This window comes from Bradyrhizobium sp. cf659 (assembly GCF_900113725.1).
In the GTDB taxonomy this organism is placed as follows: Bacteria; Pseudomonadota; Alphaproteobacteria; order Rhizobiales; family Xanthobacteraceae; genus Bradyrhizobium.
In genome coordinates this window covers 201,459-221,986 of the sequence record NZ_FOQJ01000010.1, presented here as the reverse complement: position 1 = coordinate 221,986, position 20,528 = coordinate 201,459, and the positions used below count along the sequence as shown (strand labels likewise).

Sequence of the window (20,528 nt, the reverse complement as noted above, 5' to 3'; positions counted from 1 at the left end):
CATGCTTGCCCTCATTGGATTGACGCGAAGGGGCGGCCGTGCTGGTCTGCTTCTTGCTTTTTGCCGTTTTGGAATTCCCAGACATTTTCAATCTCGCGAACGGATTTTCAATGCGTTGCCTGGTCGTGGCCGACCTGCACTACTCGCTGCCGCAGTTCGACTGGCTGGTCAGCGCGGCGCCGCAATTCGACCTGGTGATCTTCGCCGGCGATGCGCTCGACATCGGCTCGATGGTGGACTTCCGCGCGCAGATCGTGGTGGTGAAGAAATACCTCGCGCTGCTTGCCGGAAAGACCCGCGTGATCCTCTGCTCCGGCAATCACGACCTCGACGAGCGCAGCGCGGAGGGGGAGAAGATCTCGCGCTGGATCTCGGAGGTGCGGGAGCTGGGCGTTGCCTGCGACGGCGACAGCCTCACCATCGGCGACACCCTGTTCACGGTGTGCCCGTGGTGGGATGGACCACTGGTCAAGCAGCGCATCGCCGACCAGCTCCGCGATGCCGCGGCGAACCGGCCGCAGCGCTGGATCTGGGCGCATCACGCGCCGCCGGCAGATTCGCCGACGAGCTGGGGCGGCAAGCGCTTCTTCGGCGATGTCGAGGTGGTGCAGTGGATCATGCAGTATCAGCCGTCGATGGTGATCTCGGGCCATGTGCACCAGTCGCCCTTCATCACCGATGGCTCGTGGTTCGACCGGCTGGGCCAGACCTGGGTGTTCAACGCGGGCCTGCAACCGGGCCGGCCGCCGACGCATATCGTGCTGGATCTCGATGCCAACAAGGCGTTCTGGCTGGCGGCGGGCGAGGCGCAGTGGATCGACCTCGACGCGCCGCTGAAGCGGCCGGCGGCCTTTATCGAGGCGCCGCCGGACTGGCTTACATTCTTGGATCGGATTGCCGATCCGAGCCTGGCGAGACCTCAAGCGGCGGCAGGTTGATCATGCTCTGAAGCACTTCGCCGACCATGGCCAGATGCGTGCCGTGGCCGGCATATTGCCGCTTGAGATCGGCAAGATAGGTGTTGGCGATGTTGAGCCGCTGCGCCAGCATTTTCGCGATCAGGAGCGCCACACCCGGCTCCTGCGCGAGGAACGAGGCGGCATCCTCGAACTCGTAGATGACCGCATCGGAGCAGGCCCGCACCGTCGCGGTGTGCGGCTGGCCCAGCAGCACGGACATTTCACCCAGCACCGCGCCCGGCTCGGTGACGGTGGCAACCACCATCTCGCCCTTGAGCACCTCGAGCTTGCCTTGCATCAGCACATAGAGATGGCCGCTGGTGCCACCCTCGGTGACGACGACCGTGCCGGCCGCAACCTGCCGCTCCGTTCCGCCGGTGCAATAATCCAGGACTGCGCGCATCGCCGAAAGCTCCCATCGCTGGGTATACCCGAGGGATACTAGAGCACGATCCGTGCCACGCGGCAATTCAACCTGCGTATGGCTATCGCGACAGGCGCTTGGCGAGGTGAACCGACTGCCAGTCGCCGAGCCCTGTATCCCTGAACCCGGCCTTCTTCGCCAGGCCGCGCATTTCCGCGTTCGTCCGCGCGGTCTCGCCGGCGATCATCTCGTGACCGAGATCGATCGCGCGCGTCTCCATCGCCGTCATCAGCCGGAGGCCAAAGCCCATGCGCTGGAAGGCATCGGCGACCGAGATGGCAAACTCGCCGTGCCGTGCGGTCGCATCGTAGGCATAGTGCGTTTCGCCGATGATGGTGCGCTGCCCCTCCTGCCTGAACTCGGCGAGCAGGGTGAAGTGACCGGGACGGTCGGCCTTCGCCACGCATTCGGCCGCGATCACGACGAGGTCGGCGCGCGCACCCATGAAACGCTTGTTGCGCGATGTCGTGGACAGGCCGGTGAAATAGACCGACAGATTCTCCACGTCGGATGCACTGGCGGCCCTGATGCAGACCGTGCCCTTCGCTTCGGCCAGTTCAACCGGCGCGACGACGGCCCCCGGAAACGGCTGTAACATGCGTGACGCTTTCGGCAGGTTGCGTGGACCGCAGACCTAGCCGAGACCGTGCACGCAGCGCTTGGACATCGCTGCCAATCATGCGGCTGAAAACGAACAGCTCGTTTCCCTGTGCCGCGCGTCACACACGGGAGAGTGACGGCACCTCCTCGGGCATGATGGCCTGGAGACCGCCGAAGCGTCGCTCGCGGCCGTGGAACGCGGCGAGGGCCTCGGCGAGATCGCCCGCGTCGAATTCGGGCCACATCCGCTCGGTGAAGTGCAGCTCGGCATAGGCGCCTTCCCACAGCAGGAAGTCCGACAGCCGCTTCTCGCCCGAGGTGCGGATGATGAGATCGACGTCGCGCAAACCGGCCTCGCCGGTGACGAGCTGCGAGAACGCTTCGCGGGTGAGGCTGGTCAGTGCCGCCGCCTTCGCCGCGGCGTTGAGGATGGCATCGCGCGCGGAATAATCGACGGCGATGCGCAGGTGAAGCGTGCTGCCGTGGGCGGTGGCCGCTTCGGCCCGCGCGATCGCATTGGCGATGCCGTCGGGCAAACGGTCGCGGCGGCCAATCACGGTGAGACGCACCCCGTTCTTCACGAGACTCTGCACCTCATTGGCGAGATAGAAGCGCAGCAGGGTCATCAGCGCTGCGACTTCGGCCTTCGGCCTTCGCCAATTGTCGGTCGAGAACGCATAGAGCGTCAGCGTGCCGATGCCCTGCTTGGGCGCGGCCTCGACGATGCGGCGGATCGTCTCGACGCCGGCCTCGTGGCCGCGCACGCGCGACAGGCCGCGCCGGGTCGCCCATCGTCCGTTGCCGTCCATGATGATGCCGACATGAAGCTTCTCGTTGCGGGGCGCAAGTTCACTTTGCATTGCAAAGTCTCCGGTCAAAAAGGGGGACGATCAGGTCGAGACGATACCGAGGCGGCCGAGCGGGGGCGCCTCGCGGCCGGCGGCCTTGGCGGCGTCGCGCACCAGCCGCTCGAGCACGGCCAGGTAATCGAGGAAGCGGCGGCGGCCGGCCCTGGTCAGGCGGCAAGTGGTGTGCGGGCGATTGCCCTCATAGCCCTTGGTCACCTCGACGAGGCCGGCCTCCTGGAGCACGGCAAGATGCCGGCTGAGATTGCCGTCGGTGAGGCCACAGAGCTGCTTGAGGTCGGCGAACGCCAGCCCCTTCGGATGCGCCATCAGCGAGGTCAGAAGCCCGAGCCTCGCCTTCTCGTGGATGACGCGGTCGAGCCCTTCATAGGAAAAAGGCGCACTGTCAGTCTTCGACATCATGGTCTCCGGACGCAAAATACAGAATGCCCGCCATCACCGACTGGCCGATCACGAAAGGCAGGCCCATGGTCCATGGTGACAGCGTGTGGGTTTGGCTCGCGAGCACCACGACCGCGAAGCCCGAAACGAAATACCAGGCGCCGGCGAGCGCGACGGTGCGCGGCAGCGAGCGGACGGAGGCGAAGATGCCGAGCGACACCAGGATCTGCCACAGACCCGGCAACAGCCACAGCGTCTCACTCGCGAACTTCCACATCACCACCGCAAGCAGCACGCCGGCGACGCCTGCCGGGAGGAACTGCTCGACCGCCTGGTGGATCATGGCGTCGGCAAGGCCGGAATGATGGCGGCGTGAACGCGCGCGCATCTCGATCCCGATCACCAGGACGGAGAGCACGGCGGCGACGAACCAGCCGAAGAAGAAGCCGAGCGGCTCGCCGGTGGGATCACCGAGCAGCCAGAATTGCAGGATTGCCGTGATCAGCGCGACGGCGCCGGTCGCGGCCATGGTCGCCGGGCCGTAGCCGCGGAACGCCGTGCCGGCCGCAATCTGGCTGCGGATCGCCACGATGTCGGCCAGTGCCTTGTCGAGATCGCGCATCTGCAACGCCAGAACCTCGCTCCGCCCACGCTTGTCGGACGTGTTACTTTGTATTGCAAAGCATATAGCACCGCAAAGTAAAGGCAAGCCGGAAAGTCGCCGCGAGGAGCCTGATCGCGAACCGACAACTGCCGGTTGCGCCCCACCTCCCGCCGCGGATAAGATGGATTTAAAAGCATCCGGGGGAGCAAATATGTGGCTTAAATCATTTGTCGTTGCGTCTCTGTTGCAGCTGATCGTTGCCGGCATCGCGCATGCGAAAGGACCCTTCGGCAGCGTCAATGTCGGCAACTGGATCGGCGGCGCCTTCAGCAATGACGAGACGGGCGCCTTCTCCCATTGCGCGGCGACGACGCCCTATGCGAACGGCGTCATCCTCGTCGTGAGCCAAAATGCCGCCGGCACATGGTCGCTCGCCTTTGCGAGTCCCAGCTATCGTTTCAACAAGGGCGAGAACGCCGCGATCGACGTGACCTTTGACGGGCAGGAGCAAGCCAGGCTGTTCGCCACAGCGTACCAGCCCAACATGCTCACGGCCATCATGCCGCTCAATGTCGTGCGAACGTTTCAGAAGGCGAGCCTGATGGTCGCGACGGCCGGCCGCGCCGTCCTGAATTTCGACCTGACCTCGACCGGCCCGGTGATCGCCGCATTGGCCAATTGCGTGACCAAGGTGAAAGCCGATGGGCTCGACAAGGCCGGCGATTTCACCAAGATCGCCGCCAAGCCGCAGCCCGCGCCGGACAAGCAGGCGCCGCCGGCCGGCGGCAAACCTGCCAGAGCCAAAAGCGGCACCGGTTTCGTGGTGAGCGCCAGCGGACACATCGTCACCAACAACCATGTGATCAATGGTTGCGTCGGCGACATCAAGGGCAATCTCACCGGCGAAGCCGCGATGACCTTGCGCGTCGTGTCGAACGACGCGAACAACGATCTCGCCTTGTTGCAGGCGCCGTCGACGACGACATTCAAGGACTTTGCCCGGATCCGCGACCGCTCGATCCGCTCCGGCGATTCCGTCGTCGCGATCGGCTTTCCTTACCATGGAATGCTGACCTCGGACTTCACGGTGACGACCGGTATCGTGAGCTCACTCAGCGGCATGCGCAACGACACGCGCTTCCTGCAGATCAGTGCGCCGGTGCAACCCGGCAACAGCGGGGGGCCGCTGTTCGACGCCACCGGGCAGATCGTGGGCGTCGTCACTGGAAAGGTCGACGCGCTCCGCATCGCCGTAGCGACCGGCAACATTCCCGAGAACATCAACTTCGCCATCAAGACCGGCGTGCTGCGCGACTTCCTCGACAATTCCGTGGTGCCCTACCAGACCGCGGAGCCGAAGGGCGAGCTCAAGACCACCGACATCGCCGGCAACGCGCGGCCCTATACGATGCTGATCTCGTGCAACGCGACGGAGCAGGCGGACGCGAAGCGGTGAGGCGGGACGATAGGTAAATCGCCAATCACCGCTGTCATTCCCCGCGAAAGCGGGGAATCCAGTACGCCGCGACTTTTCGATTCAAGCACTAGCGTCTCGGAGTTCTGGATCGCCCGGTCAAGCCGGGCGATGACACCTTTGGTGGGGATCCGGCGTGCCCCTCCCCTCACCCGTGGCAGCACGCATCCTTCGCCGCCCGCGGCTCGTACTGGTCGCGCAGGCGCACCCAGTCCATCGGATAGGGCAGCCCCTCCTCGTGACGGCCGAGCGGGGTGAGGTCGAGATACTGATAGGCGGCGTTCATCATGTCGAGGCCGCGGGCGAAGCAGGAATAGGTGTGGAAGATCTCACCGGCCTCGTTGCGGTAGAACACGCTGATGCCGGGCAGTTCGGGGCCGTAGATCGGCGTGGTGTCGAAATTGTACATCGGCTTGCCCGTGGCGATCTGCTCTGGCGAGAACGTTACGCCGTAATCCTGGTTGAAGCCGTTGCTCCCTGACGAGACCCAGTCGAAGGTCCAGCCCATCCGCGTCTTGAAACCCTCGAGCTTTGCGCTGGGTGCCAGCGAGACCGCGACCATGGTGGTGTCGCGCGCGGCCAGATGCGGCACCATGCGCTCGAACCCGTCGGCCCAGAACGAGCAGCTCTTGCAGGCGGCTTCCCAGTCGGGCGCGAACATCACGTGCTGGACGACGAGCTGCGGACGACCCCTGAAGAGATCGCCGAGCGTCACCCTGCCGTTCGGTCCGTCGAACACGTAATCCCTGTCGACCTTGACCCAGGGCAGCGCGCGCCGCTCCTCGGCGAGGCGCTCGCGAGCCGCTGTGAGCTCCTTCTCATGCGCCAGATGGGTTTTGCGAGCCGCGATCCATTGCTCGCGCGAAACGATCTGATGGTGCTGCATGGCGGTCTCCTCTGGCAGGGATCAGGCGACGAAGGCATCGAGCTTGTCGAAGAACGAGCTCCAGCCCCGCTGGTGGTTGTCGCGTGCGGTCTCGTCGAAGAACTGGGCGTGGTGAAAGATCATCAGCGTGCCGGCGCTATCCGGCTTGAACGAGATCGTGACCAGCGATTCGCGTTCCGGCGTCGAGTGCCAGGCCCAGGTGAAGACCAAAAGCTCGTTCGGCACGACCTCGCGATAGGTGCCGCCGGCCTCGAAATATTCGCCGTCGTCACGGACGAAGCTGATGCGGTAGCGGCCGCCGGTGCGAACGTCGAGCTCGGCGTTCAGCGTCGCCGGTCTCATGTTCGGCGGCCCGAACCATTGCGCTAGCTGCGCGGCTTGCGTCCAGGCGGCGTAGACTTTTTCCGGCCGCGCGCGGAGCCGGCGCGTGAGCGTGAGGCTTGGACGTTCGCTTGGACGTTCGCTTGCGCGTTCGGCGCTGCGGGAATCGGCGTTGACGGCTGGGTTGGCCATGTCTCTTCCTCCACGAAGGCGGCAAGACGATCGAGATTGTCGGACCAGAACTGCGCGTAGCGATTGAGCCAGTTCATCGCCTGCTCCATCGGCTGCGCGGTGAGCCGGCACGAGACCGTGCGACCGGTTTTCTCGCGCACGATCAGGCCTGCATCCGTGAGCACGTCGAGATGCTTCATGATCGCCGGCAGCGAGACCGGAAACGGCGCGGCCAGCTCGCTCACCGACAGGCTGTCCTGCTCGCCAAGGCGGGCAAGAAGCGCACGCCGCGTCGGGTCGGACAGCGCCGCAAAGGTCCGGTCCAGCGTCTCGTCCTGATACTTAACCATGTGGTTTAGTATAGACGCGAACGAAAAACCGTCAAGCAGGAACCCGCGCGCGTGAAGCTGCACGACTGCGTGATCAGGCTGCGACCGGTTTGCAGCGTGAAACGCGACTAGTGCGGCGTAACGAGCCGCGCGCTCCGGCGCGGCTTGGGTTGGCGCTGCGGCACCTGGCCATAGGCCATGAGCGGATTGAGGCCGCAGAACAGCGGCCGGCCGGACACGCTGGCCTGGCACTGCTCATAGGCGCTGCCGCGCGCCGCAGCGGGCGTGACGGTGACGACACCGGCGAGGACCGTCGCACCCAGTGTCAGCAGGACCAATTGCGTCTTGCCCATGATCCCAACTCCTCTCTTCACGGCGCGAGATACGGGCCAAACATCATCAGGTCTCGCCATTCCATTCCAGATCAACGCGACAACGCGCGCAAGAAAAAAAGCCCTGCCGAACGGCAGGGCTCCATTTCCGATCATCACAAGATCGCTACTCGACCTTCAGGCCGGCGAACTCGACGACCTTCTTCCACTTCTCGGTCTCGGCCTTGATCTCCTCGCCGAACGCCTCGGGGGTCTGCAGCCGCGGCTCGCCGCCGAGCTCGACCAGACGCTTGGTCATGTCCGGCTCCTTCATCAGCGTGTTGATCTCGTCGTTGAGCTTGGCGATGATTTCCTTCGGCGTGTTCTTCGGCGCACCCATGCCGAACAGCGCGCTCGCCTCGTAATCCTTCACGGTCTCGCCGATCGCCGGCACGTCGGGCAGTTGCGGCGAGCGCTGCGCGGTGGTGACGCCGATCGCACGCAGGCTGCCCGAACGGATGTGCTGGATGATCGAGGGCATGTTGTCGAAGATCACCTGCACCTGACCGCCGAGCATGTCGGTGATCGCGGGCGCCGCGCCGCGATAGGGCACGTGCTGCATCTTGCAGCCGGTCATCGCCATGAACATCTCGCCGGACAGGTGCACCGAGGTGCCGTTGCCTGACGAGGCCATGTTGACCTTGCCGGGATTGGCCTTCACGTATTCGATGAACTCGGCGACGGTCTTGGCCGGCACGTCCTTGTTGACGGTCATCACGTTCGGCACGCGCTGGAACGAGGCGATCGGCGCGATGTCGCGCACGAAGTTGAACTTCAGATTGGTGTAGAGCGAGGCGTTGATGTAGTTGGCCGGGTTCACCAGCTGAAGCGTGTAGCCGTCGGGCACGGCATTGATGACCGATTCGGTGGCGATGTTGTTGCCGGCGCCCGGCTTGTTCTCGATCACGAATTGCTGGCCGAACTTCTCCGACAGCCGCTGGCCGATCAGCCGGCCCAGGATGTCGGTGGCCCCGCCCGGCGGATAGCCAACCACCCATTTCACCGGGCGAGCCGGATAATCGGCGGCAAGGGCCTTCGACAGCGGGCTGGCTGCAAGAGGAGTGGCGGCAAGCAGGCCCAGCGCGGTACGGCGAGTGATCATCTCAAGGGTTCTCCCAACGTGTTGTTCTTGAAAGCCGGATATCTTGAAAGCGTCGTCAGCGGCGTTGTAACAAAGCCCGAAGCACGCGGAAAGTGCGCAACGCACATAGCGACGAAAGGATAAGGCATGCCGGTCAAGGTCGAGGCCCTCGATCATCTCGTGATCAACGTCGCCGACGTCGCGGTGACCGCGGAGTGGTACCGCAAGATTCTCGGCATGGAAGTCAAGGTGTTCGACCCCGGCGGCGGCAAAGCGCCGCGGACCTCCCTTCAATTCGGTAACCAGAAGATCAACGTCCGGCCGCGCGACGCCGACAAGGTCGAGTGGTTCACCGCCGACCACCAGACCGCCGGCAGCGAGGATCTGTGCTTTCTCACCTCCGCCTCGCCCGACGAGGTGGTGGCGCATTTGCAGGCACATGGCGTCGCGATCGAGGAAGGCCCAGTTCCCAAGCAGGGCGCCCGCGGCACGCTGTGCTCGGTCTATTGCAGGGATCCGGACGGGAGCCTGATCGAGATCTCCTCGTACGAGGACGGTGGCCGGTAGGGCTCACTGCCGACCCAACCACCGTCATTGCGAGCGTAGCGAAGCAATCCAGACTGCCTCCGCGGGGACAGTCTGGATTGCTTCGTCGCAAGGGCTCCTCGCAATGACGGCGGAGAGACTGCGTCCCCCGATTTGCGCCCCGCGCCGTCCGATGGCAGGAAGACGCAATAAACCAGAAGCGGCCGCCATCAAGATGTAGGCTGCACGGGAGGACGCATGCCCATTCAACAGACCGCAGCCGGAATCGTGGGCCCGTTCGACGGGCTGGATGTGCCCTGGCTGCTGAAGATGCGCGCCGAGATGCGCAGCTCACATCCGTTCCTGATCTGGGCGCCGTTCGACGCGCCGGCGCGGCGCTGGAGCTATGGCGAATTTCACGAGCGGGTCGGCGCGCTCGCGGCGGGGCTGGCGAAGCGCGGCGTCAAGCCCGGCGAATATGTGCTCATTCATCTGGACAATTGCATCGAGGCGATGCTGGCCTGGTTTGCCTGCGTCGAGCTTGGCGCCATCGCAGTGACCACCAACACGCGTTCGGCGCCGGCCGAAATGGAATATTTTGCGGATCATTGCGGCGCGGTCGCCGCCATTACGCAACCGTCCTACGCCGAGATCATTGCAAGGCACTGCCGCAACCTGCGCTGGATGGCGGTGACCTCGCACGATGCGGGTGCGGCGCCAGCACAGCCCGTCGCATACGGCGACAGTTTTGAAGCGCTGTTCGCCGACAGCGCCGACCGTCCCAGGCGAACGGCCGATCCGCTCGCGCCGTGCAGCGTGCAATACACCTCCGGCACGACATCGCGGCCGAAGGCGGTGCTGTGGACCCACGCCAACGCGCTGTGGGGCGCCAAGGTCAACGCCGCGCATGAGGACCTGCACGCCGGCGACGTGCACCAGGCCTATCTGCCGCTGTTCCACACCAACGCCCTCGCCTATTCCATGCTGGCGACGCTGTGGGTCGGCGGCTCCTGCGTGATCCAGCCGCGCTTCTCCGCGAGCCGATTCTGGCGCGTCGCGCGCGAGCACGGCTCGACCTGGACCTCGACCATTCCATTCTGCATGAAGGCGCTGCTCGAGCAGGAGATCCCGAGCGACCACAAATTCCGCCTGTGGGGCAGCGCCGTCAACGAGCCGCCGGCCTTTGCCGCCTTCGGCGTCAAGATCATCGGCTGGTGGGGCATGACCGAGACCATCACCCACGGCATCGTCGGCGAGGTCGATCAGCCCAACATCCCGATGTCGATCGGCCGCGCCGCGCCTGAGTACCAGATCCGGATCACCGACGATGACGGACGGCCGACCGAGGTCGGCGACACCGGCAATCTCTCGATCAGGGGCATCCGCGGCCTGTCGCTGTTCGCCGAATATCTGCACAACGAAAAAGCCACGCGCGAAAGCTTCGACGAACACGGCTTCTTCCTCACCGGCGACCGCGTCGAGCGGCTCGCGAACGGCTTCATCAAGTTCGGGGACCGCGCCAAGGACATGCTGAAGGTCGGCGGCGAGAACGTCGCGGCCTCCGAGATCGAGCAGGTGATCGCGCTCGTCCCCGGCGTGCGCGAGGCGGCGGTGGTGGCGAAGAAGCACCCGATGCTGGACGAGGTGCCGGTCGTCTTCATCATCCCGCACGGCGGCGTCGCGGGCGCGGCGCCGGACCTGCATGACAGCGTGATGGCCGCCTGCCGCAAAGGCCTCGCCGACTTCAAGGTGCCGCGCGAGATCAGGCTGATCGACGACATGCCGCGCTCGACGCTGGAGAAGGTGGCGAAAGCGGAGTTGCGGAAGATGGTGGGGTAAGCCCCGCGCCATCCCCACGACGTCGTCCTGGCGAAAGCCAGGGCCCATACCGCGTGATCTACGCAATCGGCAGGACGATCATTGCGAGGGTCTTCGCCAAACTGGCATTCGGGGTAATGGGTCCTGGCTTTCGCCAGGACGACACCGAGTGTGTGGCAATAGCGCCGCTAAAGCGGCGCCGACATCTCGTTCAAAACGACCCCAGCGCCACCGGGCGGAATGCCTGTAGCAGCTGCTGGTCGAGCTTGCCGCCCATGCCTTCCATCATCGTGAAGGCGCGGGAGTGGGTGAAAGGCATGCGATAGGCGCGCTTCTCCACCAGAGCGGCGTAGATGTCGACGATCGTCGTCAGCCGCACGATGTCGCTGATCTGGTTCGACGACAGGCGGTTGGGATAACCGCTGCCGTCGAGGAATTCGTGGTGATGCAGCACCACGTCGAGCATCTCCGGCGGGAAGCCGCCTTGCGCGGCGAGCGCGTCGTAGCCGCGCCGCGGATGCTGGCGCACCTCGTCCATCTCCTCATCGGTGAGCTTGCCGGGCTTGTCGAGCAGCGCGGAGGGAACGAAGGCCTTGCCGACGTCGTGCAGCAGCGCGGCGCGGGTCAGGCGGCGCTGGTCGTCCTCGCGCATGCCGAGATGCTGCGCGAAGGCGACGGCAAAGCCGGTGACGAACAGGCAGTGGCGATAGCTGCCGACATGGTGGCAGCCGACCGTGGTGAGCCACTCGCGCAACGAGGAGTGCTTCATCGCCTTCAGGATCTTGCTTTCGGCGGCGATGACGTCGTCGAAGGTCAGGGGCACGCCGAGCGGCAGCTTCTCGAACATCTTGGCGAGCACCGCGTGCGCCGCCTCGACGCCGCGGTTGAGCGTCTTGCCGCGATCGGTCGCGTCATAGCTGGCGGTGTCGGGAAACGCGGCGCGGATGCGCTGCAGAATCGCATCGGGCTGAAGCGGCCGCGAGATCGTGTCGGTGGCGCCCAGCGCCCAGGCCTGCATGGTGCCGTGGTGCAGGGCATCGGCGAGCACGAACAACCGCGGCATCGAACGATAGGCATCGCCGCGCAGCTTGTCGCGCACCCGCTGCACGCTCTCGGGCGAGCGCAGATTGATGTCGACCACGAGGCCGGAGAGATCGCGCGAGGGCTTCTCGGGGATGTCCCGGGTCGTCACCGTCGAGACATCGCCGACTGCCTTCAAGATGCTGGCAAGCTCGGTGCTTTCGTCGCTCCGGTCGGAGGCGAGAAGAAGCCGGCGTTTGGCGGCGGGTTTGACTGAGGCGTTCATGGTTTCCCCAAGAGCACGGGAGTGTTTCGGGCGAAAGCCTAAGCCGGATCAGGTTCTCCGGCCCTTAAGAGGCGTGCTCAATGGAACCTTCCGGAATTGCACGCAATTTTACGGATTTCGGTTCCGATGACGGGCTCCAATCAAAACGGCGAAAACAACCCCATGCACAGTAGAACGGCCGTTGAAGATAAAGGGGATTTTCGGGCGTTGTCCGTCCCGCCCACGGCGTCATCGCCCGGCTTGACCGGGCGATCCAGTACTCCGAGACGGCGCGGCCGGAACCGGGAAGCCGCGGCGTACTGGATGCCCCGCTTTCGCGGGGCATGACAGCGAATATGTGGATGCGGCGTTCCGCATAACAAAAGATCCGCCGGAGGTTGCCCTCCGGCGGATTTTCTCTGGAAGCCTTCGACCGGCTTACGCCTTCATCGCGCCCTTCACGGCTTCGGCCGTGATCGGCAACGCCCGCACGCGGGCGCCGCTGGCGTTGAAGATGGCGTTGCCGATGGCGGGAGCGACCACCGTCACGGCGGGCTCGCCGACGCCGGTGGCTTTCTCGCCGTTGGCGATCACGGCGACCGCGACCTCGGGCATCTGGCTCATGCGCAAGGGCGTGTAGCTGTCGAAATTGGTCTGCTCGATGCCACCGTCCTTGAGCGTCGCCTTCTCGTACATCGCCAGCGACAGGCCCCACAGCGCCGCGCCCTCGACCTGGGCACGGATGTTGTCGGGATGCACCTGCGTGCCGACGTCGGTTGCGACCGTGAGCTTCTTCACGGTCACTGCACCCGATGCTGCGACGGCGACGTGAGCCACGCACGCCGTCCAGCTCGCGGTCGCGCGTTCCTGCGACGAGACGCAGGCGACGCCCATGCCCTCGCCTTTCGGAAGTTGCCTGGTGCCGTAGCCGGACAGTCCCATCGCGGCGAGCAGCGTGTTGCGCAGCCGCTGCGCGCCGCCGTCGTTCTTGCCGGCGCCGTCGAGCAGCGAAATGCGGAACTGCGCAGGATCCTTGCCGGTCGCAGCCGCGATCTCGTCGATCATGCTTTCGACCGCCCAGAAGGTCCAGCCGGGCGCCACCGAGCGGAGCTGCCCGGACGGCGTGGCGTTGTGCGCGAGCTCGTTCTTGATCGCGCGCACATAATGGTTGGGCACGGTGTAGAAGAAGTCGGCCCCGTTCACCGTGAAGGAGTCGAGCGGGCCCTTCTTGTCGACCGATGGCGTCAGCAAATCGGGGATTCCCCAGCGTGCGGTCGGCCAGGCCGAGACCACGTCGTGGCTGAGCGCGACGAGCTTGCCGTCGCCGTCCACGCCGGCCTTGACCTTTTGGTAGGTGAGCGGACGCGAGAAATCCATCGTCATGTCGTTCTCGCGCGAATAGATCACCTTCACCGGCTTGCCGACCGCCTTCGCCGCCTGCACGGCCGGAACCATCATGTCGGCATCGAGACGCCGGCCGAAGCCGCCGCCCAGCCAATGCTGGTGCATCACCACGAACTTCGGATCGATCCCGGCCGCGCCTGCGGCGATCGCGCCGGAGCGCGTCGCGAACTGGTTGCCGGAATAGATGTGCAGGATGTCGCCCTTGAACTCCGCGGTGGCGTTCATCGGCTCCAGCGGCGCGTGGATGTTGATGCTGGTGGTGTACTCGGCCTCCACCACCTTGGCCGCCGAACCGAAGGCCGCATTGGGATCGCCGTCCTTGACGAAGAACTGGCCGGAATCCTCGAGGCCCTGGAGCCGCTTGGCTTCATCGAGCAACGACTGGCTCGACAGTTTTGCGTTCGGACCGCCGTCATAGGCGATCTTCAGCGCATCCGCCGCCTTGCGCGCGTTGGCATAGGTGCTGGCCACCGCGACCACCCAGCCGGAGGTGGTTCCGGTCTTGTCGTCGAGGATGACGGCCTTGATGAAGCCGGGCACCTTCTTCGCTTCGCTGTCGTCGACCGATTTCACCGTCGCGCCGAAGCGCACCGGCGGGGTCACCACCTTGCCGTAGGCCATGCCCGGCAGCATCACGTCGATGCCGTACTTGGCCGTGCCGTTGGTCTTGGAGGGGATGTCGAGCTGCGGCACCGACACGCCGATCATGGTGTATTGATCCGGCGTCTTCAGCTTGATCGCCTTGAGCTCGTCCGGCGTGAAGGTCTTGGTCGCCTTGCCGCTTCTGACGATCTCGGCAAACGACATCTGCTTCTTCGACTTCGGATGCAAGACCATGGAGTCGCGCACGACGATCTGATCCTTGAAGTAGGGCGGCAGGCCCATGGCTGCGGCGGCAGCCTCCGTCAGCGCGATGCGGCCGGCCGCGCCCGCCCGGCTCATCGCCTCGAAGTTCATCATGGTCGACCAGCTGCCGCCGGTGATCTGCGCGCCCAGCACGGGATCGTTGAACTTCGGATCGTTGGAGGCGAGCTGCACGCGCATATCGCTCCATTTTGCGCCCAATTCCTCGCAGACGATCTGCGCCATGGTGGAGGCGATGTGCTGGCCCATGTCGGCCTTGCCGCAGGTCACGGTGACGAGACCGTCAGGCGAGATCGCATACCAGACGCTCGGCTCGAAATTGGCGGGCGCGGCGGCCGATGCCGGATCGATGCCGGGCACGCCGGCATAGCCGAGCACGAGGCCGGTCGCGGCGGTGCCGACGAGGAAGGAGCGGCGGCTGAGATCGGTCGTCTCAGGGGAGACGTTGTTCACGTGCTTATTCATGTGGGCCTCCGCTCGTTGCCCGTAGCGGATGCGGTGCGCATCTCGGATGCGGCGCGCATGATCGCCTTCTGGATCCGCGAATAGGTCATGCAACGGCAGAGATTGCCGTCCATATGTGCGACGACCTCCTCCTTGGTCGGATTGGGATTCTTCGCGAGCAGCGAGGCCGCCTGCATGATCTGCCCGGACTGGCAGTAGCCGCATTGCGGAACCTGCTCGGCGATCCACGCCTTCTGGAGTGGATGATCGCCCTTGGCGGAGAGGCCTTCGATGGTGGTGATCTTCTTGCCGGCGACATCGCCGACCATGGTCTGGCACGATCGCACGGCTTCGCCGTTGACGTGCACGGTGCAGGCACCGCACAGGCCGGCACCGCAGCCGAACTTGGTGCCGGTCATCTGCAATTGCTCGCGGATCGCCCAGAGGAGCGGCGTGTCGTTCGCCGCATCCACGGACAGACTCCGCCCGTTGATAGTAAGTGTTGGCATAGGCGTCTTCCCCTGCCGGTGCATGAAGCCGCTTACGGCGGCAACTTGTGTTGGCAGGCGCCCACCGGGCCAGCGCCAGCCTTGATGGCAAGAATGATCGCGTTCCGCCGCAGAGGCAAATGCAATTTGGAAGCGATCGAAATCATCGCGGCGTCTGTATGTTGTGCGTTGCGAGAACGGTGCCGACGCAGCCACTAAACGCAACAGAGATCGCATCAGGCATGCGTGCGATCGCGTTCAAGCAGTTTCCTCGAGGTAACTTGGCAAGCTAGAGTGCAACCGCCGGCGCGGCCCTTCCCTTCTCCCCTTGTGGGAGAAGGTGGCGTAGGCGGCCTTCGGCCGCCGTTCTTAAGAACGCCGAAGCATAGCTTCGGCTACGGCGCCGGATGAGGGGTATCTCTCCGCGAACTCAACAGGCAGTTGGGCGCGCGGAGAGATACCCCTCACCCGTCTCGCCGCTACGCGGCGAGCCACCCTCTCCCACAAGGGGAGAGGGTGCACCTGTGTTGCAGCGAGAATAACGAGAATAAAAAGAAGGGCGGGAGACATGCCAAGGATCGATCGGGACGGCGTCGGAATCCATTACGAGGTCCATGGCGACGGGCCGCCGCTGCTGCTCACGCACGGCTACTCATCGACCTCGGCGATGTGGCGTGAACAGGTCGATGCGCTCGCCAAGGACCACACGCTTGTCCTGTGGGACATGCGCGGCCACGGCCAGTCCGACTACCCTGATGACCCCAGGGCCTATAGCGAAGCACTCACGGTCGGCGACATGGCGGCGATCCTCGATGCCATCGGTGCCAAGCGCGCGATCATCGGCGGGCTGTCGCTCGGCGGCTACATGTCGCTCGCCTTCACGCGTGCTTATCCGCAACGCGTCCGCGCGCTGCTGATCATCGACACCGGTCCGGGCTTCAAGAAGGACGACGCGCGCGAGGCCTGGAACGCACGGGCGCTTGCCACCGCCGACAGGCTCGATCGCGAAGGTCTCGACGTGCTGAAGGCGGCGACGCGCGAGCGCGCCACCGCGAGCCATCGCAACGCCAAGGGGCTGGCGCTTGCCGCACGCGGCATGCTGACCCAGCGCGACGCGAAGGTGATCGAGCTCTTGCCCGACATCAAGGTGCCGTCGCTGATCGTGGTCGGCGCCGACGACACGCCGTTCCTCGCCGCATCCGACTACATGGCGGCCAAGATCCCCGGCGCACAAAAGGTCGTGATCCCCGCCGCCGGACACGCCGTCAACATCGATCAGCCCAAGGCATTTGTTGACGCGGTGCTGCCTTTCCTGAAGAACTTGCCGCAATAGGCCGGCCGGACGAGGACCTGAGGCGATGAAGCGAGCGATGTTGGTTGCGGGCGTCGTGGCGACACTTTTCCCGGCGTCGGTGCGGGCCGAGCCGTTCGGCACCATGCCGCCGCGCCAGCCCTTCGTCACGACCTTGTCGAACAACACGCCGCTCGCCTTCGGCATGGACGCCGAGCAGACCGCACGCGCCTTGGGGCAGCCGCTGCAATATGTGCGGGGTCGTCCCGGCAACGAGATCTACCTCGCGCTTCGCAACCTCGGCGGCAGCGGGCTGATCCCCTACCGCCACCGCCTGTTCCTGCAATTCCGTCATGGACGGCTGGCGGGATGGAAGGAGGATTACGGCGAGAACTGGATGTGGGAGTGAGCGACCCTTCGTGACGCAGAGAAATCGTATCCGCGCTGTCGTGCGTTGAAGTTGCCACATCGTCATGGCCGGGCTTGTCCCGGCCATCCACGTTCTTCTGACGCGGAAACCAAGAACGTGGATGCCCGGGACATAGGCGAGCGAAGCGACGCCGTCCTTCGGACGGCTATGCCCGGGCATGACGAGTTTTTGGAGCGAGCAGAATTCTCAATCAAACGACCAACCAAGAAGGACAACCCGCGTGGGACAAGACATCAAGCTGACGGCTTCCGATAATTTCCAGCTCGGCGCCTATCGCGCTGATCCCGCAGGCAGTCCCAGGGGCGCGGTGGTGGTGATCCAGGAAATTTTCGGGGTCAATCATCACATCCGCTCGGTCTGCGATCGGCTTGCCGGGGAAGGCTATGTCGCGATCGCGCCGTCGATCTTCGACCGCACCTCGCCGAACTTCCAGTCGGGCTACACGCCCGACGAGATCGCCGAAGCGCGCAAATTCGTGGCCAATCCCGACTGGGCCGCGATGCTGCGCGACACCCAGGCCGCGATCGATGCGGTCAGAAGCGTCGGCCCGGTCGGCATCATCGGCTTTTGTCTGGGCGGCAGTGTCGCCTTCGTCGCGGCGACGCGATTGAGCGGCCTGAAGGCCGCGATCGGCTATTATGGCGGCGCGGTCGTGCGCTTTGCCGAGGAGACGCCGAAGGCGCCGACGCAACTGCATTTCGGCGAGAAGGATGCCGGCATCCCCCTGACCGACGTCGAGACCATCAAGGCGAAACGGCCGGATGTCGAGGTCTTCATCTATCCGGGCGCCCAGCACGGCTTCCATTGCGATGAGCGCGCGAGCTACAACAAGGCGAGCGCCGACATCGCCTGGCCACGCAGCATGGCGTTTTTCGCGAAGCATTTGAAATAGCGCTTCATCGTCACCGCCGTCATTCCGGGATGCGCCGGCAGGCGCAGGCCCGGAATCCATCGTGCGTCAGAGTTGGTGAAGAAATGGATTCTCTGATGCGCAATTGCGCATCAGAGCTCGCGACGTTGTCGCGCCCTGGAATGACGGGAGGAGAGCGGGAATCGGGTGGGCGCGACCTGCCCCCCGGCCGTAGGGTTGGCCAATCAAGCCAACACACCCCGGGAGAAACGTCATGCAGCACGCCGATACGAATCTCGTCATCCGCAATCCCTTCGGCACGATGGACGTCCCGGGTCCGGACGATTCAGAAGTGATGGACTATGCCGCGACCGCCACGCTGGCCGGTGATGGCGCCGACGGCAATGCGGGGCATTGGGCGTCCATTCCAACGTCATTCGACCCACTCGAGAGCATCTGGGCCAGTCGGTGGAACGGCGGCGCCGACCCGACCATTGCGGGCGATACGCCAGAGACATGGAAGCAGGGCCGCGCGGAAATTCGCGTCGTGGGCGATCGGGTCTATCTGCGCTTCGACTGGGACAATGGCCGCCGGCACGGACTGATCGACGCTGCGCGCGAGGACGCCGGCCGCCTCGTCGGCAAGTACATCAACCTGACCAATCCTGCGATCACGCGGCCATGGGTCGGGCGCGTGGTCGATGCGGCACGCATCGACGGATGTTTTCCGAACGGGCGGCTTGATTTCAGGCGGTAGATCGCGAGTCGCCGACATCATCTTCCCTGTCATTCCGGGATGCGCCGCGCAGCGGTGCAGGCCCGGAATCCATCGTGCGCCGAAAATGGTGGCGGAATGGATTCTCTGATGCGCAATTGCGCATCATAGTTCGCGCTACGCGCGCCCCGGAATGACGAGAAAGCTAGAACCAGCGCTCGCCGACGAACACGGTGTCGCCCGGTGCTAACGGCGTGCCGAGCGGAACCACGGCGCGCATGGCGCCGCCGGCTTCGGTGTGCGTCACGGTGACGACGTCGCGCTTGGCGCGGGGCGAGAAGCCGCCGGCGATAGCGACGGCGCTTTCGACCGTCATGTTCGGCACGTAAGGATATTGGCCGGGCGCTGTGACTTCGCCGAGGATGAAGAACGGGCGATAGGCCTCGATCTCGACGGCGACCGAGGGCTCGCGGATGTAGCCGTTGCGCAGGCGCGCGGCGATTTCGCCGGCGAGACCCGCCGTGGAGCGGCCGCGCGCCGGCACCGCGCCGATCAGCGGCATGGTGATGGAGCCGCCGGCGTCGATCGCGTAGCTGTTGGTGAGACCTTCCTGGCCGTAGACCACGACGCGCAGCTTGTCGCCGGCATCGAGATGGTAGGAGGCGTCGTAGCGGGCCGGCGCGGCGTAGCCGACCGGCATCGGCGCGGGCGCGGAGGCAAAGGAATTGCGCAGCGCGCCGACGGCGCCGCCACCGTCGGCGACGACGACGACCGGCTGCGGCGCGCTAGTGGGCTGGCCATAGGCCATGGAATCGAGATCGGCGCGCGGCTGCATCACCGCGACGGGGCCGGCGGTCTGCATGCAGCCGCCAAGGGCAAGCGCGGCGGACGCTGCCAGGGACGCTGCCAAGATCGACCATCGAAACGCGCGTGCAACCGGCACCGGACCTATCCCTCGAAACGAGACGGCTCCAGTGATGCACCGGGTATGGTTAATAAAGCGTTGAGCGGGGGCTGGGGCGCGACGATGCGCACGCGTAACCGCACCCTCCGTCATGCCCGGGCTCGTCCCGGGCATCCACGATCTTCTCTTGCGGCACGAAGAACGTGGATGGCCGGGACGAGCCCGGCCATGACGAGTCTGTGCTCGCCTACGCACTCACGCCGACGCCGATCGGGCAGGACACGCCGGTGCCGCCGAGGCCGCAATAGCCGGCGGGATTCTTTGCCAGATATTGCTGATGGTAGTCCTCGGCGAAATAGAATGCGCCGGCGGGCGCGATCTCGGTGGTGATGGCACCGAGGCCCTTGGCTGCGAGCGCCTTCTGATAGAGCGCCTTCGACTCGTCGGCCGCTTTCTTCTGCGCATCCGAGTAAGTGTAGATCGCGCTTCGGTACTGCGTGCCGACGTCGTTGCCCTGGCGCATGCCCTGCGTCGGGTTGTGGCTCTCCCAGAACGTCTTCAAGAGCTTCTCGTAGGAAATCTTCCTCGGATCGAACACGACCAGCACCACTTCGGTGTGGCCGGTGCGTCCCGAGCAGGTCTCCTCGTAGGTCGGGTTCGGCGTGTGGCCGCCGGCATAGCCGACGGCGGTGGTGTAAACGCCATCGCCAAGCTCCCAGAACTTGCGCTCGGCGCCCCAGAAGCAGCCGAGCCCGAACACCGCCTGCTCGAGGCCGGCGGGATAAGGCGACTGCAACTTGCTGCCGTTGACGAAATGGGTGGTCGCGGTCGGGATGGCCTGCGCACGGCCCGGCAGCGCCTCAGTTGCGCTCGGCAATGCGGTGGTCTTGCGCATGAACAGCATGGGCGGATCTCCGAAGAACGAGCTGTCCGTCGCGTGAGCCGACTCGAAAAGCCAGGCGCTCAGGCGGCGTGCTCGCGATCAGGTGGGAATATAGGCATTTACGCGCGAAGGGGCAGCCTTGTTACGGCGCCCTGATGTG

22 protein-coding genes and 1 pseudogene are annotated in these 20,528 nt (G+C 65.1%); 8 read left to right on the top strand and 15 right to left on the bottom strand.

Annotated elements, in window-relative coordinates:
* Nucleotides 1–110: 110 nt before the first annotated feature.
* Nucleotides 111–938, top strand: a complete 828-nt coding sequence (locus tag BM118_RS31470; RefSeq protein WP_092190696.1) for a metallophosphoesterase family protein — start codon at nt 111–113, stop codon at nt 936–938.
* On the opposite strand, the gene BM118_RS31465 is transcribed toward BM118_RS31470, so the two are convergent.
* From BM118_RS31465 to BM118_RS31445, 5 genes are all read right to left on the bottom strand, one after another.
* Nucleotides 877–1,362, bottom strand: a complete 486-nt coding sequence (locus BM118_RS31465) for a Crp/Fnr family transcriptional regulator (RefSeq protein WP_092190582.1) — start codon at nt 1,360–1,362, stop codon at nt 877–879. The two genes, BM118_RS31470 and BM118_RS31465, sit on opposite strands and share 62 nt — an antisense overlap.
* A gap of 82 nt (nt 1,363–1,444) precedes the next feature.
* The gene (locus tag BM118_RS31460; protein ID WP_092190580.1) at nt 1,445–1,981 is read right to left on the bottom strand and encodes a GNAT family N-acetyltransferase; all 537 of its coding nucleotides are present in this window, start codon (nt 1,979–1,981) and stop codon (nt 1,445–1,447) included.
* A gap of 121 nt (nt 1,982–2,102) precedes the next feature.
* On the bottom strand, nt 2,103–2,843 hold the full coding sequence (locus BM118_RS31455; protein WP_092190578.1) for a di-trans,poly-cis-decaprenylcistransferase: 741 nt from the start codon (nt 2,841–2,843) through the stop codon (nt 2,103–2,105).
* Nucleotides 2,844–2,873: 30 nt separating this feature from the next.
* Nucleotides 2,874–3,248 carry a winged helix-turn-helix domain-containing protein gene (locus BM118_RS31450; protein ID WP_177234870.1) on the bottom strand — a complete coding sequence of 125 codons (375 nt, stop codon included), beginning with the start codon at nt 3,246–3,248 and terminating at the stop codon, nt 2,874–2,876.
* Nucleotides 3,235–3,852 (bottom strand): hypothetical protein, encoded by a 618-nt coding sequence (locus BM118_RS31445; RefSeq protein ID WP_027542100.1) that lies wholly within the window; start codon nt 3,850–3,852, stop codon nt 3,235–3,237. Before BM118_RS31445 ends, BM118_RS31450 begins: the two co-directional genes overlap by 14 nt.
* A gap of 193 nt (nt 3,853–4,045) precedes the next feature.
* On the opposite strand from BM118_RS31445, the gene BM118_RS31440 reads away from it, so the two are divergent.
* Nucleotides 4,046–5,290, top strand: a complete 1,245-nt coding sequence (locus BM118_RS31440; RefSeq protein ID WP_092190574.1) for a S1C family serine protease — start codon at nt 4,046–4,048, stop codon at nt 5,288–5,290.
* A 166-nt stretch (nt 5,291–5,456) separates the two neighbouring features.
* Here the strand turns inward: BM118_RS31440 and BM118_RS31435 are convergent, their stop codons facing one another.
* The 5 genes and pseudogenes from BM118_RS31435 to BM118_RS31415 form a co-directional block, all read right to left on the bottom strand.
* Nucleotides 5,457–6,194 (bottom strand): DUF899 domain-containing protein, encoded by a 738-nt coding sequence (locus BM118_RS31435; RefSeq protein WP_092190572.1) that lies wholly within the window; start codon nt 6,192–6,194, stop codon nt 5,457–5,459.
* A gap of 21 nt (nt 6,195–6,215) precedes the next feature.
* Nucleotides 6,216–6,548: pseudogene (locus tag BM118_RS31430) on the bottom strand (SRPBCC family protein); the annotation flags it as partial.
* An 11-nt stretch (nt 6,549–6,559) separates the two neighbouring features.
* The gene (locus BM118_RS31425) at nt 6,560–7,099 is read right to left on the bottom strand and encodes an ArsR/SmtB family transcription factor (protein WP_092190568.1); all 540 of its coding nucleotides are present in this window, start codon (nt 7,097–7,099) and stop codon (nt 6,560–6,562) included.
* A 44-nt stretch (nt 7,100–7,143) separates the two neighbouring features.
* Nucleotides 7,144–7,368, bottom strand: coding sequence for a hypothetical protein (locus tag BM118_RS31420; RefSeq protein WP_092190566.1), 225 nt, complete (start codon nt 7,366–7,368; stop codon nt 7,144–7,146).
* Between the two features lie 145 nt (nt 7,369–7,513).
* Nucleotides 7,514–8,488 (bottom strand): Bug family tripartite tricarboxylate transporter substrate binding protein, encoded by a 975-nt coding sequence (locus tag BM118_RS31415; protein ID WP_092190564.1) that lies wholly within the window; start codon nt 8,486–8,488, stop codon nt 7,514–7,516.
* A 126-nt stretch (nt 8,489–8,614) separates the two neighbouring features.
* Between BM118_RS31415 and BM118_RS31410 the strand changes: the two genes are divergently transcribed.
* Together BM118_RS31410 and BM118_RS31405 are read left to right on the top strand one after the other, a co-directional pair.
* A complete protein-coding gene (locus BM118_RS31410; RefSeq protein WP_092190562.1) occupies nt 8,615–9,034 on the top strand; it encodes a VOC family protein in 420 nt (139 codons plus the stop codon).
* Between the two features lie 216 nt (nt 9,035–9,250).
* Nucleotides 9,251–10,831 carry an ATP-dependent acyl-CoA ligase gene (locus tag BM118_RS31405; RefSeq protein ID WP_092190560.1) on the top strand — a complete coding sequence of 527 codons (1,581 nt, stop codon included), beginning with the start codon at nt 9,251–9,253 and terminating at the stop codon, nt 10,829–10,831.
* A 190-nt stretch (nt 10,832–11,021) separates the two neighbouring features.
* Here the strand turns inward: BM118_RS31405 and BM118_RS31400 are convergent, their stop codons facing one another.
* From BM118_RS31400 to BM118_RS31390, 3 genes are all read right to left on the bottom strand, one after another.
* Nucleotides 11,022–12,116 carry an HD-GYP domain-containing protein gene (locus BM118_RS31400; protein WP_092190558.1) on the bottom strand — a complete coding sequence of 365 codons (1,095 nt, stop codon included), beginning with the start codon at nt 12,114–12,116 and terminating at the stop codon, nt 11,022–11,024.
* A gap of 417 nt (nt 12,117–12,533) precedes the next feature.
* Nucleotides 12,534–14,828 (bottom strand): xanthine dehydrogenase family protein molybdopterin-binding subunit, encoded by a 2,295-nt coding sequence (locus BM118_RS31395; RefSeq protein ID WP_092190556.1) that lies wholly within the window; start codon nt 14,826–14,828, stop codon nt 12,534–12,536.
* Nucleotides 14,825–15,316 (bottom strand): (2Fe-2S)-binding protein, encoded by a 492-nt coding sequence (locus BM118_RS31390; RefSeq protein WP_177234868.1) that lies wholly within the window; start codon nt 15,314–15,316, stop codon nt 14,825–14,827. Before BM118_RS31390 ends, BM118_RS31395 begins: the two co-directional genes overlap by 4 nt.
* Before the next feature lie 547 nt (nt 15,317–15,863).
* Here BM118_RS31390 and BM118_RS31385 point away from each other — a divergent pair.
* The 4 genes from BM118_RS31385 to BM118_RS31370 all read left to right on the top strand — a co-directional run bounded on the left by BM118_RS31385 (nt 15,864) and on the right by BM118_RS31370 (nt 18,623).
* Nucleotides 15,864–16,628 carry an alpha/beta fold hydrolase gene (locus tag BM118_RS31385; RefSeq protein WP_092190552.1) on the top strand — a complete coding sequence of 255 codons (765 nt, stop codon included), beginning with the start codon at nt 15,864–15,866 and terminating at the stop codon, nt 16,626–16,628.
* A gap of 25 nt (nt 16,629–16,653) precedes the next feature.
* On the top strand, nt 16,654–16,995 hold the full coding sequence (locus BM118_RS31380; protein ID WP_092190550.1) for a hypothetical protein: 342 nt from the start codon (nt 16,654–16,656) through the stop codon (nt 16,993–16,995).
* Nucleotides 16,996–17,236: 241 nt separating this feature from the next.
* Nucleotides 17,237–17,908, top strand: coding sequence for a dienelactone hydrolase family protein (locus BM118_RS31375; RefSeq protein ID WP_092190692.1), 672 nt, complete (start codon nt 17,237–17,239; stop codon nt 17,906–17,908).
* A gap of 232 nt (nt 17,909–18,140) precedes the next feature.
* Nucleotides 18,141–18,623 (top strand): hypothetical protein, encoded by a 483-nt coding sequence (locus BM118_RS31370; RefSeq protein WP_092190548.1) that lies wholly within the window; start codon nt 18,141–18,143, stop codon nt 18,621–18,623.
* Nucleotides 18,624–18,786: 163 nt separating this feature from the next.
* On the opposite strand, the gene BM118_RS31365 is transcribed toward BM118_RS31370, so the two are convergent.
* Complete coding sequence (locus BM118_RS31365) at nt 18,787–19,524, bottom strand: polysaccharide biosynthesis/export family protein (protein WP_177234867.1); 738 nt, start codon at nt 19,522–19,524, stop codon at nt 18,787–18,789.
* Between the two features lie 208 nt (nt 19,525–19,732).
* Nucleotides 19,733–20,389 (bottom strand): peptide-methionine (S)-S-oxide reductase MsrA, encoded by a 657-nt coding sequence (gene msrA, locus BM118_RS31360; protein WP_092190544.1) that lies wholly within the window; start codon nt 20,387–20,389, stop codon nt 19,733–19,735.
* Nucleotides 20,390–20,528 lie beyond the last annotated feature (139 nt).

Bases quoted from the DNA above. Each gene is read 5' to 3' on its own strand.
- BM118_RS31470 (WP_092190696.1), top strand. From the start codon at position 111: ATGCGTTGCCTGGTCGTGGCCGACCTGCACTACTCGCTGCCGCAGTTC.
- BM118_RS31465 (WP_092190582.1), bottom strand. From the start codon at position 1,362: ATGCGCGCAGTCCTGGATTATTGCACCGGCGGAACGGAGCGGCAGGTT.
- BM118_RS31460 (WP_092190580.1), bottom strand. From the start codon at position 1,981: ATGTTACAGCCGTTTCCGGGGGCCGTCGTCGCGCCGGTTGAACTGGCC.
- BM118_RS31455 (WP_092190578.1), bottom strand. From the start codon at position 2,843: ATGCAAAGTGAACTTGCGCCCCGCAACGAGAAGCTTCATGTCGGCATC.
- BM118_RS31450 (WP_177234870.1), bottom strand. From the start codon at position 3,248: ATGTCGAAGACTGACAGTGCGCCTTTTTCCTATGAAGGGCTCGACCGC.
- BM118_RS31445 (WP_027542100.1), bottom strand. From the start codon at position 3,852: ATGCGCGATCTCGACAAGGCACTGGCCGACATCGTGGCGATCCGCAGC.
- BM118_RS31440 (WP_092190574.1), top strand. From the start codon at position 4,046: ATGTGGCTTAAATCATTTGTCGTTGCGTCTCTGTTGCAGCTGATCGTT.
- BM118_RS31435 (WP_092190572.1), bottom strand. From the start codon at position 6,194: ATGCAGCACCATCAGATCGTTTCGCGCGAGCAATGGATCGCGGCTCGC.
- BM118_RS31420 (WP_092190566.1), bottom strand. From the start codon at position 7,368: ATGGGCAAGACGCAATTGGTCCTGCTGACACTGGGTGCGACGGTCCTC.
- BM118_RS31415 (WP_092190564.1), bottom strand. From the start codon at position 8,488: ATGATCACTCGCCGTACCGCGCTGGGCCTGCTTGCCGCCACTCCTCTT.
- BM118_RS31410 (WP_092190562.1), top strand. From the start codon at position 8,615: ATGCCGGTCAAGGTCGAGGCCCTCGATCATCTCGTGATCAACGTCGCC.
- BM118_RS31405 (WP_092190560.1), top strand. From the start codon at position 9,251: ATGCCCATTCAACAGACCGCAGCCGGAATCGTGGGCCCGTTCGACGGG.
- BM118_RS31400 (WP_092190558.1), bottom strand. From the start codon at position 12,116: ATGAACGCCTCAGTCAAACCCGCCGCCAAACGCCGGCTTCTTCTCGCC.
- BM118_RS31395 (WP_092190556.1), bottom strand. From the start codon at position 14,828: ATGAATAAGCACGTGAACAACGTCTCCCCTGAGACGACCGATCTCAGC.
- BM118_RS31390 (WP_177234868.1), bottom strand. From the start codon at position 15,316: ATGCCAACACTTACTATCAACGGGCGGAGTCTGTCCGTGGATGCGGCG.
- BM118_RS31385 (WP_092190552.1), top strand. From the start codon at position 15,864: ATGCCAAGGATCGATCGGGACGGCGTCGGAATCCATTACGAGGTCCAT.
- BM118_RS31380 (WP_092190550.1), top strand. From the start codon at position 16,654: ATGAAGCGAGCGATGTTGGTTGCGGGCGTCGTGGCGACACTTTTCCCG.
- BM118_RS31370 (WP_092190548.1), top strand. From the start codon at position 18,141: ATGCAGCACGCCGATACGAATCTCGTCATCCGCAATCCCTTCGGCACG.
- msrA (WP_092190544.1), bottom strand. From the start codon at position 20,389: ATGCTGTTCATGCGCAAGACCACCGCATTGCCGAGCGCAACTGAGGCG.